The organism is Microvirga aerilata (assembly GCF_016743775.1).
GTDB lineage: Bacteria > Pseudomonadota > Alphaproteobacteria > Rhizobiales > Beijerinckiaceae > Microvirga > Microvirga aerilata.
The window spans coordinates 1-12530 of record NZ_JAEQMY010000049.1; the positions used below are offsets into that span (position 1 = coordinate 1).

Below are 12530 nucleotides of genomic sequence, written 5' to 3' on the forward strand. Positions count from 1 at the left end.
TGACCTTGGCGGCGTTCTTCATGATGAAGGCCGCGTCATCCGCTGAGCCCTGCTTCACGGGCCGGGTCTCGACCGCGCCGCCGGCTGCAGCCGCCGTCTCGCCGCCGAAGCCGCCGAGAATCACCGAGACGAAGGAGCGGTTCATGCCCTTGCACATGATGTAGGACAGGATCGCACCCGAGGAGCCCACCAGCGCGCCGGTGATGATGAGCGCGAGGTTGCCCAGCGTGAAGCCGATGCCTGCCGCCGCCCAGCCCGAATAGGAGTTGAGCATCGACACCACGACGGGCATGTCGGCGCCGCCGATGGGGATGATGAGCGTCACGCCCAGCACGAACGACACCAGCACGATCAGCCAGAAGGCGGCGTGGCTTTCGGTGCGGATGAAGGCGACGAGCAGCACCAGCAGCAGCAGGGCGAGGCCGATGTTGATCAGGTGCCGGCTCGGCAGCAGGATCGGCTTGCCGGACATGCGCCCGTCAAGCTTCAGGAACGCGATCACGGAGCCCGTGAAGGTGATGGCGCCGATGGCGACGCCCAAGGCCATCTCGAACAGGGAGCCGCCGTGGATTGCGCCCTCGGCACCGATGCCGAAGGCCTGCGGCGCATAAAGCGCGCCGGCTGCCACCAGCACCGCCGCGAGACCTACCAGGGAGTGGAAGGCGGCGACCAGCTGGGGCATGGCCGTCATGGGCACGCGCCGGGCGATCACCGCGCCGATGCCGCCGCCGATGGCGAGGCCTAGGATCACCAGCGCCCAGCCGCCGAAGCCGTTGGGCGGGGATACGAACAGGGTGGTGAGGATCGCGATCCCCATGCCCACCATGCCGTAGAGGTTGCCCTGCCGGGAGGTGGTGGGGTGCGACAGGCCCCGCAGGGCCAGGATGAACAGGACGCCGGAGACGAGGTAGAGGATCGAGGCTAGATTGGCCGACATCGCCTCATCCCTTCTTGCGGTACATGGCGAGCATGCGCTGGGTCACCAGGAAGCCGCCGAAGATGTTGATGGCCGCGAGGACAAGGCCGATGAAGCCGAGCGCCCGGGCCCAGATCGGCCCATCGCCGAGGGCGGGGCCGGCATCGACGCCCACCGCCAGCACCGCGCCGACCACGATCACCGACGAGATGGCGTTGGTGACCGACATGAGCGGCGTGTGCAGGGCCGGCGTCACCTGCCAGACCACGTAATAGCCCACGAAGATCGCCAGCACGAAGATGGCCAGCCGGAAGACGGTGGGGTCCACCGCCCCGTGGGTCACGGCGGCGGCGGCGGCGCCTGCGGCATCGGCCACCTGGTCGGCGATGGTCTGGGCTGCTTCTGCCGAGCGGCGGGCGGCTTCCGCCGCCGCGCGGGCCTGCTCGACAGCCTGTTCGGGCGTGAGGGTTGCCATGCTGTCCTCCCCTTGGACGGTTTATGCGGCTGGCTGGAAAGCGGTGTGGACGATGGCGCCGTCGCGGGTCAGGCAGGTGGCCTTCACCAGCTCGTCGTCCCATTTCACGACCAGAGACTTGGTTTCCTTGTTCACCAGCGTCTCGACAAAGGCGTAGAGGTTCTTCGCGTAGAGGCTGGAGGCCGTAGCGGCGAGGCGGCCGGGCACGTTGAGATGGCCCACGATCTTCACGCCGTTGTGCTCCACCACCTGGCCCGGCACCGCCACCTCGCAGTTGCCGCCCCGCTCCACCGCCAGATCGACGATCACGGAGCCCGGCTTCATGGATTCGACCATGGCGCGGGAGATGAGCCTGGGCGCCGGACGGCCGGGGATCAGGGCCGTGGTGATCACGATGTCCTGCTTGGCGATGTGGGCGGCCACGAGCTCGGCCTGCTTGGCGCGGTATTCGGCCGACATCTCCTTGGCGTAGCCGCCGGCGGTCTCGGCCTGCTTGAACTCCTCGTCCTCTACGGCCACGAACTTGGCGCCCAAGCTCTCCACCTGCTCCTTGGCGGCGGGCCGCACGTCGGTGGCGGTGACCACGGCGCCGAGGCGCCGGGCGGTGGCGACGGCCTGGAGGCCGGCGACGCCCGCGCCCATCACGAAGATGCGGGCGGCCGGCACGGTGCCGGCGGCGGTCATCATCATCGGAAGCGCCCGGCCATATTCGGCGGAGGCGTCGATGACGGCGCGGTAGCCGGCAAGATTGGCCTGGGAGGAGAGCACGTCCATGACCTGCGCGCGGGTGATGCGCGGCATCAGCTCCATGGAGAAGGCGGAGACCCCCGCATCGGCAAGGCTCTTGAGCGCCGCGTCCTGGCCGTAGGGATCCATGATGGCGATGACCAGGGCGCCGGGCTTGGCGCCGGCAAGCTCGCCCTCGGCGGGGCGGCGCACTTTCAGGATGACGTCCGCATCCTTCAGGGCATCCGCGGCGGAGGCTGCGATCGAAGCGCCTTCGGCCTCGAAGGCGGCGTCGGGAAGCCCGGCCTGAACGCCGGCCCCGGCCTGGACGATCACGTCCGCGCCGAGGGCCTTGTATTTCTTGACCGTATCAGGGGTGGCCGCCACCCGCGTCTCAACACCATCGGTTTCAGCGAGAACGGCGATCCGCATGCTTATTGCCCCCTGCGATCGGTCATTGGCTTGAACTCAAGCCTTTTTCAGTCAATGGCCACCTGCTGCTCAGTAGAGGATGAGCGCCAGGAGGAGAAGAACGCCGACGGCCGCCGGAGCGCGAACCCCGACGGACGGCGCCATGGCTCCCACGGCGCCTGCGGCCAGGGAGAGGATGACGCCGAAAATCGCCGTCAGCCAGGCATGCTTGATGCCGCCCACAGCCAATGCCAGCACGTGGCAGATGACGACGGCAGTCGCGATTTCGGCAAACTGGACAAACCCGTGATAGGTGGCCTCATGAGCGCGGCTGTCCATATCCGGACTGTAGCCCCCATGCGGCGCATGTTTTGTATCGGCCATGATTCAAAGCCCTTTTGAGCGTCACTTGTTAACTGCTGCGTTTAGCGCATGCGGTGAGGAGCCGCAATCTTCCGAATGGCTCCCGATGAAAACTTTATGAATGCTTTTGCGGTTTATTTGATCCCCAGGAACTCGCGCCACTGGGGCAGGCAGACGGTCTCGTAATCATATTTCGCAACGGCGATTCGCCGGGCCTCGGCGGCCATGGCGGCGGACCGATCCTGGTCCGCGAGGGTCTCGCGCACCCGCTCGGCCAGCGCCTTCTCGTCGAAGAACGGGAAGAGGCGGCCGTTGACCCCATCCTGGATGATCTCGCGCACCGGCTCCGTGTCCGAGGCCACGATCCGGCATTCGAGCGCCATGGCCTCGATGGAGGACCAGGACAGCACGAACGGATAGGTCATGTAGACATGGGCCGAGGAGACCTGCAGCACCTTCACGAACTGGTCATAGGGCAGGTTTCCGACGAAATGGACCCGGGACCAGTCCACCGGCCGCTCGATCCGGGACTTGAACACGTCGAACCAGGTTTGCCCGCCGGGCGCCGACCCGGAATAGCTCGTGCCCTTGCCGCCGATGATCACCACCTGAAGCTCGGGATCGATATCGAGGAGGTAGGGCAGGCTCTTGAAGACGATATGGGCGCCGCGCATCGGCTCGATATTGCGGGTCACGTAGGTGACGACGGGCTTCTCGCGGGTGAGATGCGGCCCGTCCTGGCCAAGCCTGATCCTGACGCTCGGATCGGGCAGAAGCTTATGGGTGTCGATGCCGTCATGGATGATGGCGAGCCGGTCCCGCAGATAGGCCGGGAAGGTGTCCCGCTGGTACCGGGTCGGCGCCACGGCCACGTCGGCGGCATCCAGAGCGCCCAGCTGCATGGAATTCTTCAGGCGCAGGCGCCAGATCACCTCCTCGTTGGTGACCGGGAACTCGGGGTCGAAATCGAGGTCCTGCCCCTTGGCGTGGTAGTAATATTCGAAATAGGCCACGTGGCGGGCTTTGGGCCAAATGTCCTTCAGGAACAGGTTCTCGCCCCAGCCCGTATTGACCACCACCACATCCGGCTCGAAGCCCTGGCTCGCGAGCTCACGGGCCCGATGGGCGACGCCATAGGCGCGGCGCAGGCGCGGGATCACCGGCGAATAGCGGTTCTGGTATTGCGCATCGTCCGGGCCGGGGACCGCATTATAGGAGAAGTACTTCACGCCCGGGATGGAGCATTGCTTGACCATTCCCAGGGCCACGACCTCGTGCCCCTCGGCCACGAAGGTCCTGGCCAGGCGCAGGAACTGGCCCGGAAAATTCTGGTGAACGAAAGCGATCTTCATCGGCTGCCCCGTGCGGCATCCCGCGATCGCCCATCATCGCGGGACGCCCTGAATTGCTTGTTTGACCGCATCCTCCGGGAGTGGGCCGGCAGCCCCGCCCGAGAATGCTCTTCCGTACCGTAACCGTCTAAGGCCGGCTCACGAAAGATGCAACCCCATTACATAGGACTTGGTAAACCGGAAGCCGTCAGGGCCTCTTTTTGCCTTTGCGCTAGGCTCTCCAGGGAAAAACGCTCGATCTCGGCCTCGAAAAGCTGGTGATAGTTCAGCTCGGCCTTCAGGTGCAGGAAGACCGCGCCCAATCCCACCGCGGCCCGGTCCATGAACACGAACTCGCGCGGGACCGTGACGGGGCCTTTCTCCTTGAGGGCCTTGTGCACCTCGAAAGCCTGCCGGCGGCCGTATTCCCCGGGCTTCACCCCATCCGCCACGGTGCGGATCCGGTCGTCGAGAAGCGGCGCGTAGATGAAGCGGGCCCAGATGTTGAGGATGTCGATCAGCTCGTTCGACAGGCTCTTGAAGCCCCAGGTCTTATAGGCGTGAACGATGCGGGCGCGGTCGTCGGTCAGAAGCCCGCGGTAGAGATCGACCACCCCGCCCACGAAGCGCGGATGGAAGATGCGGATGCAGCCGTAATCGAGCAGGTTGATCCCCCTTGCCTCCCCGCCCTCGGAGAAGACCGTGTAGTTGCCCAGGTGAGGATCGCCATGGATGACCGCCGCATGGCTGAACGGGTGCCACCAGGCCTTAAACATGGCCACCGCCAGCCGGTTGCGGATCTCGACTGACGCATCGGTGAAACCTAGGATCTTCTCGCCTTCGAGCCACTCCAGCGACAGGAGCCGCTTGGTGGACAGCTCGGGATGCACCCGCGGCACCCGAACCTCCTCCACATCGTCGAGGGCGCGGGCGTAGAGCGCCGCGTGCCTGGCCTCGCGCTCGTAATCCAGCTCCTCGCGCACCCGCTCGCCGATCTCCTTTGCGATCTCGCGGGTATCGATGGCAGGGTCCATGCGGCGGTGGAGCGCAAAGACGAATTCGAGCTGGTTCAGGTCCGCCTCCACGGCGGACTGCATGTCGGGATATTGCAGCTTGCAGGCAAGCGCCTCGCCCTCCTTCGTGGAGGCGCGGTGAACCTGGCCAAGGGACGCGGCGGCGGAGGGGTTGAGGTCGAAGGAGCCGAATCGGCCCTGCCATTGCGGCCCGAGCTCCGCCTGCATCCGGCGCTTGACGAAAGCCGCCCCCATGGGCGGCGCCTCGCTCTGCAGCTTCTGCAGTTCGGCGGCGTATTCGGGCGGGATGAGATCGGGAATCGTGGCAAGCAGCTGCGCCACCTTCATGATCGGCCCTTTCAGGCCGCCGAGCGCCTGAGCCAGCACCGCCGCATTGGAGGCATCGCGGTCGTCGCCTCCGAACAGGCGCGAGCCCGCCATGCGCGCGGCGACACCGCCCATATTGGCTCCCACACGGGCATAACGGGCGGCACGCGCGGAGAAGCGGTTCGCTTCGCGGTCGGATTCCGACATCAGGTGGCCTGTTCCATGGCTTCGAGTTCGCCGATGAGCCGCTCGATCATGGACAACCCGATCTGCCAGAAGGACGGATCGCCGGCATCCAGCCCGAAGGGTGCGAGAAGCTCCGAGTAGTGCTTGGTGCCGCCGGCTGAGAGCAGCGCGAAGTAGCGATCCACGAAGCCCTCGTTCGAGCGCTCGTAGACCCCGTAGAGCGAGTTCACGAGGCAATCCCCGAACGCATAGGCATAGACGTAGAACGGCGAGTGGATGAAGTGCGGGATATAGGTCCAGAAGCTCTCGTAGCCGGGACCGAGGCGGATCGCCGGGCCCAAGGACTCGTCCTGCACGGACATCCAGAGCTCGCAGAGCTTGTCGGCCGTCAGCTCGCCATTGCGGCGCTCCAGATGAACCTTGCGCTCGAAGGAATAGAACGCGATCTGGCGCACGACCGTGTTGATCATGTCCTCGACCTTGGAGGCCAGCATCGCCTTGCGCTGCACCGGGTCCTTGGTCTGATCGAGCAGGCGGCGGAAGGTGAGCATCTCGCCGAAGACGGAGGCTGTTTCGGCCAGCGTCAGGGGCGTGGGCGCCATGAGAGCGCCGTTGGGCCCGGCCATCACCTGATGCACCCCGTGGCCCAGCTCATGAGCGAGCGTCATCACGTCCCGCGGCTTGCCCTGGTAGTTCAGCAGCACGTAAGGGTGGGCTGAGGGCACGGTCGGATGCGCGAAGGCGCCGGGCGCCTTGCCGGGACGGGTGGGCGCGTCGATCCAGCTCTCGTCGAAGAACCGCTGCGCGATGCTCGCCATGCGCGGCGAGAAGGCGGAGTAAGCGGACAGAACCGTATCCCGCGCCTCGTTCCACGGGATGGTGCGCTGCTCGACCTTCGGCAGGGGCGCGTTGCGATCCCAATGGTCGAGCTTGTCCTTGCCGAACCACCGGGCCTTGAGGGCGTAATAGCGGTGCGAGAGGCGCGGATAGGCCTCGCGCACGGCGGACACCATGGCCTCCACCACCTCACGCTCGACCCGGTTCGCCAAGTGGCGGGAATCCGCCACATCCTCGAAGCCGCGCCAGCGGTCGGAGATTTCCTTGTCCTTGGCGAGCGTGTTGGTGATCAGCGTGAAGGTGCGAAGATTGGCCTTGAAGGTCTTCGCCAGCGCGTCGGAGGCATCCCGGCGCACGCTCTCGTCCGGATCCTGGAGCTTGTTCAGGGTCGGCTCGATGGGCAGCTCCTCGCCGCGCACGGTGAAGCGCAGGGACGCCATGGTTTCGTCGAACAGGCGGTTCCAGGCCGAGCGGCCGGTCACCGACTTTTCGTGGAAGAGCTGCTCGATCTTGTCGTCGAGCTGGAACGGCTTGTCCTTGCGCAGGTCCTCGACCCAGGGCTTGTACCGGGCGAGCGGCTCCTCGCTCATAGCCCGGTCCAGCACCTCGTCCTCGATGCGATTGAGCTCGAGCCCGAAGAAGAGAAGCTCGGTGGAGGCCGTGGTCAGCCGCTCCTGCGTGTCGCCGTAAAACTTTGCCCGCACCGGGTCCGTGGTATCGCCTGAATAGACGAGGCCCGCATAGGACATGATGCGGCCGAGCAGGTCCTCCAGCGCCTCGTAGCGCCGCACGACCTCGGCCAGCGCCTCGGCCGGCTTGTCGCCCCGCGCCAGCTCATCGAGCCTGCCGCGATAGGCGGCCGCAAAAGCCCGGCACTCCTCCTCCGCCCTGGCGAAGTCGCCTTTGAACGCCTCGCTGTCCATACCGGGATAGAGGTGGGACAGGTCCCATTCGGGCAGCATGCCGAGTTCGGCCTGGGCGGCGCCGGCAGACGAGGGGTGATGCAAGGCGGACGGTTTCTGACGGGTCACGGGCTGGAGCCTGCTGGGAAGTGAGTGCGAGAGTGGTTCTGCACACATATTGGCCGCCGGACCCTCTGGATCAACCCGGTCCCGTCTGCGGAGGAGCCGCCAATAGCCTCCCTGTTAAGAACCGGTTTACCCTTCTGGACGAGCATCGCCCGCACGATTCTCCCATCTTTGGCGGCCTCATGCCCCTTTCCCGGCTTTTCGCAGACGACATCCGGGCCCTTCGAGAGGATGCGACCGGCCTCGTCGCTCATCCGGAACGGGAGCGGGTGGGACGGCTGGCCGAGAGAGCCGCCCGCTCCGCCCTGCCGGTCCTCGTCGAAAGCGAGCCGGGCAGCGGCGCTCAGGCGCTTGCCGGCGCGATCCATGACTGCAGCGAGCGGGCCAGCCGCCCGTTCATCCGCCTTCATGCGGGGGAGCCGCCGGACCGGAAGGATGCCGAGCCGATCCTCTCCGGCATTCGGGCCGCCCATGGCGGCACGCTCCTCATTCAGGAGGTGGAACGCTTGGGCAGCGCGGACCAGGGCCACCTGCTGGACTGCCTCCACCGGCGGGACGCGCGCCGCCACGACGTGCGAATCATAAGCTCATCGGGCTTCGATCTTGCCGGCCTGGTGCGCGAAGGCCGCTTTCGCGAAGACCTTTACTACCGGCTCCAGGCGCTGCCCATCTCTCTTCGCCCCTTGCGGGCCCAGCGCGATGCGGTCGCCGAGTGGGCCCACCGCCTCATGAGCCGCTTCGCAGCCGACGAGGGCAAGCGGATCAGGGGCCTGTCGACGGATGCCGCCTCTCTGCTGGCCCGCTACGACTGGCCGGGCAACCTGCGGCAGCTCGAGAATGCCGTCTACCGCGCCGTTCTCCTGGCCGAAGGGCCTTTTCTGACGGCAACGGAGTTCCCGCAGATCGCCGCCCGCCTCCAGGGGCAGCGCATCGAGATCCCGCCGGTGCCGGCGCCGCGCCCGCTCGCCCCATACCGGGAGACGGAGCCTGCCGAAAGGGCAGCTCCTCACGCTTTGTCGCTCATTAACGATACGGGCGAAATGTTGACGCTCGCGGATCTGGAGGCGCAGGCGATTCGGTTCGCACTCCTGCATTATCAAGGACATATGTCGGCGATCTCGCGCCATCTGGGAATCGGGCGCTCGACCCTTTACAGAAAATTGAAAGAACTTGGCTTAGACGATGAAGCCGCATGACGTTTTGCGCGTTAAGCGTAACAGACGTGTGCCTGCACACTGACAAAATTCATTTGATGGAGGATTCCCCATCCTCCAACTCCATTGCGATGAGGAGCAAGGTCATGCGTGGCTTGCGCAAGACGGCTTTTTGGCTCGGCCTGTTCGGATCCGTCTCCCTCCTGCCCTTGTCCGTCATGGCGGAAGACGCCAGCGTCTCCCAGCCCGACAATCCTCATCCGGTTCTGGCGGACAGCCCCGCAGAGCCCTCCTTCCACGATGTCGCGACCTTAGAGGCTCCTGCCGGCAAGGACTTGGGGCCCCCGGCCATTCCGCTTCCGGAACCCGCACCCGTTTCCCTCGAGGCCGCGGATCTGAAGCCAGCGCCGTCCATCGACATTCCCCTGCCGGATGCAGCACCCGTGACGGCGCTCATGCAGGCGGACCTGTTCCGCATGGCGGTGGAGGGAATCTTCGCGAACGAGGCTGCCCTGCGCCAGCTGCGCGTCGGCGGCAGGGACCGGGAGGCGCTTTCCGCCTTCTACGCGCAGGCCGAGCGTCCGCTGGCCTGGTCGCAGGATGGCGTCTGGTCTCCGGCAGCCCGCGCGGTGATGGAGCAGCTGAAGTCCGCCGACGAGGACGGGTTGAACCCTGCGGATTATCCCCTGCCCGACCGCGGACTGCGCAAGGAGGCGCCCCCCGCTCAATGGGCCGAGGCCGATCTGAAGCTCAGTCTCTCCGTCATCCGCTATGCCCGCGACGCGCGGGGGGCCCGCATCGACCTTCCCCGCCTCTCGCCGCTCGTGACGCCCAAACTCGCGATCCCCGAGATCGGCGAGGTGCTGGCGAAGGTGGCGTCCGCGAAGGACGCCGGCGCTGCGCTCTCAGGCTACAATCCGCCCCATGCCGGCTACCGGGCTCTCAAGGAGCGCCTCGCCAAGCTGCGCGAGAACCATCCGACCCAGCCCAGCGTGCGCCTGCCGAAAGGCCCTATCCTTCGGGTCGGCATGAAGGATCCGCGCGTGCCCCTGATCCGCGCGCGCTTCAACCTGGCGAAGGATGCGGACAACCAGACGGTTTACGACGAGCGCGTCGCCTCCGCGGTGGCCGCGTTCCAGAAGGAGAAGGGCCTGCCGGACACCGGCGTTCTCAACGCCCAGACGGTTGCGGCCCTTTCCGGCCCCTCGGTGATGCAGCGGGAATCCGAGCTGATCGCCAACATGGAGCGCTGGCGCTGGCTGCCCGCCGATCTGGGCTCGAGGCATATCATGGTGAACGTGCCCGAATACCGCCTGCAGCTGATGGAGGGGCGCCATGTGGTTCATGAGACCCGCGTCATCGTCGGCAAGGAGCAGTCGCAGACGCCGATCTTCTCCGAGAACATGAAATACCTGGTGGTCAACCCGTCCTGGACGATCCCGCCCTCGATCATGAAGAAGGAGATCCTTCCCGCCCTCGCGAACGATCCGAGCTACGCGGCGCGCAAGGGCTACAAGGTCATCCGCAGAGGCAACCAGATCTCCGTGCAGCAGCCTCCGGGCGAACGCAATGCGCTGGGCTACGTGAAGTTCATGTTCCCGAACCAGCATGCGGTCTATCTGCACGACACGCCGAACCGCAATCTCTTCTCCGCCAGCAAGCGCGCCCTCAGCCATGGCTGCGTGCGCGTCGACAAACCCTTCGCGCTGGCGGAAGAGATCATGGGCAAGGACGGGAAATGGACCGAGCAGAAGCTGCGCGGCCTCATCGGCAAGGGCGAGCGCTACGTGCATCTCACCGATCCCCTGCCCGTGCATCTGGCCTACTTCACCGTGGCCATCGACGAGAAGGGCGAGATGAAGAAGTTCGAGGACATCTACGGCCTCGACCGCAAGGTTCGCGCCGCCTTGAACCTGGCCGAATAATCCTTCTTTTCGGCTGCTTTTCAGGCCAGTTTTTCTCCCTCACTTAACGGGAAGGTAACCGTCTTCGGCAAAGATCCTTTCACCTTAAAGGATGCGGCATCCCCGGATGCAGCCCGGTAAAGACGAGTATCACAGTGAGAGTATTGCGTTTGGACCGCACGGCGTATCATGCGGGAAAGCGGCGTCCGCTTTTCCGTGCCGGCATGGGTCTTGCGGCCTTTTTGGCCATTATGGTGGGTGGGGTGCGCGGCACGCAGGATGCGGTCGCCAACGGCGACACCCGCACGCTGACCTTCTACCACAACAACACCAAGGAAAGCCTCACCGTCACGTTCCGTCGCAACGGACAATACGACTCAGGCGCCCTGCAGCAGCTCAACTGGTTCCTGCGCGACTGGCGGCGCGCCGAGGCCACCCGCATGGACCCGCGCCTGTTCGACACGGTGTGGGAGGTCTACCGCGAGGTGGGATCGGACGCGCCGGTGCATGTGAACTCGGCCTACCGCTCCCCGAAAACCAACTCGATGCTCCGCCGGCGCTCCAGCGCGGTGGCCAAGAACAGCCAGCACATGCAGGGCAAGGCGTTGGACTTCTATCTGCCCGATGTGTCGGCCGCGCGCCTGCGCGCCATCGGCATGAGGCTGCAGAACGGCGGCGTCGGCTATTATCCCAACGCCTACACGCCCTTCGTCCATCTGGACGTGGGCAGCGTGCGGGCCTGGCCGCGCATGACCCGTTCCCAGCTCGCCAGCATCTTCCCCGACGGCAGAACGGTGCATATCCCGTCCGACGGCCGCCCCCTGCCGGGCTACGACGAAGCGCGCGCCGAGGTGCTGGCCAAGGGCGGCACGGTGGCCGGCTACACGGCTTACGCGGATGCGGAAGAGGCCGTGTCCGAGCAGCCCCGCCGCAAGGGCTTCTGGGCCACCCTGTTCGGTCTTGGCGACGACGAGGAGGAGGATGCGGAGGAAATCCGCACCGCGTCCCGGCCGGGACGCCCGCTCGTCGCCTCCTCCAGCGAGCAGCCGCAGAACTACTATGCGAGCGACTCCAACTCTTCGGTCTATGCGGCGATGCAGTCGGCGCAGGCTCCGGTTCGGGTAGCCCGTCAGGCTCCGGTGGCCGTGCAGCCCCGGCCCGAGCCGCCCGCGCCAGCCGTCATGGCCGCCATGGCACCGGCCTTGCGTGAGGACCTGACGCCTCCGGCCGCCGCTCCGCTGCCTCCGACCCGGATCAACGGGGCGCCCAGCACGGTCCAGACCGCGTCAGGGCCGGCCCTGGCATGGCAGCAGGGCGCAGAGGGCCAAGGCACCAGGGACTCGGATCTGTCCATCGCCAAGGGCATGGCCTTCGCGCCCATGCCGCCCCGGCGGCCGGATGGGGATGATACAGGCGCCGAAACCGTGGCCCTGGCCTATGCGCCGCTTCCGCCGGCACGGCCGGGCTCGCTTGCGGCCACCAACCCGATCCCCGGCCTTCAGGAGCTGCGCGGCTCGACGGAGCTTGCGGCTGCCGCTCCGGAGGCTCAGCACCCGCTGCCGCCGCGCCGCCCGGATCTGCGCCCCGTCATGGTGGCCGCCGCTGCTCCGGTCGACATCCCGGTGACAGGCTCGACGCTTAAGGAGCCGGCCAAGGAGACGAAGAAGGCCACGGCTCCCGAGCCAAAGGCGCCCCCGACCCCGAAGAAGGCTCCGGCAACGGCGCTCAGCGCCCTCATGACGGAGCAGCCAAGCCTCCATATGGGCTTCTCCAGCAAGCCCGTAGGCGACCTGGCGACGAACCGGTTCACGGGTCCGGCGGTCAAGCCGCTGAACGTGGTGCGATAAGGAAAAGGGCTC

At 66.4% G+C, this 12530-nt stretch carries 10 protein-coding genes; 3 read left to right on the top strand and 7 right to left on the bottom strand.

Features of this window, described 5'->3' with window-relative positions; translation table 11 throughout:
* The 7 genes from JKG68_RS22470 to JKG68_RS22500 all read right to left on the bottom strand — a co-directional run.
* The coding region (locus tag JKG68_RS22470) for an NAD(P)(+) transhydrogenase (Re/Si-specific) subunit beta (RefSeq protein ID WP_202063587.1) at positions 1-937 on the bottom strand (937 nt) is incomplete at its 3' end.
* 4 nt (positions 938-941) lie between these two features.
* On the bottom strand, positions 942-1391 hold the full coding sequence (locus JKG68_RS22475) for a proton-translocating transhydrogenase family protein (RefSeq protein WP_202063588.1): 450 nt from the start codon (positions 1389-1391) through the stop codon (positions 942-944).
* A gap of 21 nt (positions 1392-1412) precedes the next feature.
* Positions 1413-2549 (bottom strand): Re/Si-specific NAD(P)(+) transhydrogenase subunit alpha, encoded by a 1137-nt coding sequence (locus tag JKG68_RS22480; protein WP_202063589.1) that lies wholly within the window; start codon positions 2547-2549, stop codon positions 1413-1415.
* A 69-nt stretch (positions 2550-2618) separates the two neighbouring features.
* The gene (locus JKG68_RS22485) at positions 2619-2912 is read right to left on the bottom strand and encodes an aa3-type cytochrome c oxidase subunit IV (RefSeq protein ID WP_202063590.1); all 294 of its coding nucleotides are present in this window, start codon (positions 2910-2912) and stop codon (positions 2619-2621) included.
* Between the two features lie 113 nt (positions 2913-3025).
* Positions 3026-4243 carry a glycosyltransferase gene (locus JKG68_RS22490; protein ID WP_202063591.1) on the bottom strand — a complete coding sequence of 406 codons (1218 nt, stop codon included), beginning with the start codon at positions 4241-4243 and terminating at the stop codon, positions 3026-3028.
* A gap of 158 nt (positions 4244-4401) precedes the next feature.
* On the bottom strand, positions 4402-5769 hold the full coding sequence (locus JKG68_RS22495; protein WP_202063592.1) for an ABC1 kinase family protein: 1368 nt from the start codon (positions 5767-5769) through the stop codon (positions 4402-4404).
* Positions 5769-7547, bottom strand: a complete 1779-nt coding sequence (locus JKG68_RS22500) for a M3 family oligoendopeptidase (protein WP_202063612.1) — start codon at positions 7545-7547, stop codon at positions 5769-5771. Before JKG68_RS22500 ends, JKG68_RS22495 begins: the two co-directional genes overlap by 1 nt.
* 248 nt (positions 7548-7795) lie before the next feature.
* Here JKG68_RS22500 and JKG68_RS22505 point away from each other — a divergent pair, with 248 nt between their 5' ends.
* From JKG68_RS22505 to JKG68_RS22515, 3 genes are all read left to right on the top strand, one after another.
* A complete protein-coding gene (locus JKG68_RS22505; RefSeq protein WP_202063593.1) occupies positions 7796-8809 on the top strand; it encodes a sigma-54-dependent transcriptional regulator in 1014 nt (337 codons plus the stop codon).
* Positions 8810-8913: 104 nt separating this feature from the next.
* The gene (locus JKG68_RS22510) at positions 8914-10692 is read left to right on the top strand and encodes a L,D-transpeptidase family protein (RefSeq protein WP_202063594.1); all 1779 of its coding nucleotides are present in this window, start codon (positions 8914-8916) and stop codon (positions 10690-10692) included.
* Between the two features lie 134 nt (positions 10693-10826).
* Positions 10827-12518 (top strand): peptidoglycan L,D-endopeptidase MepK, encoded by a 1692-nt coding sequence (locus JKG68_RS22515; protein ID WP_376773192.1) that lies wholly within the window; start codon positions 10827-10829, stop codon positions 12516-12518.
* The last annotated feature ends 12 nt before the right edge of the window (positions 12519-12530 follow it).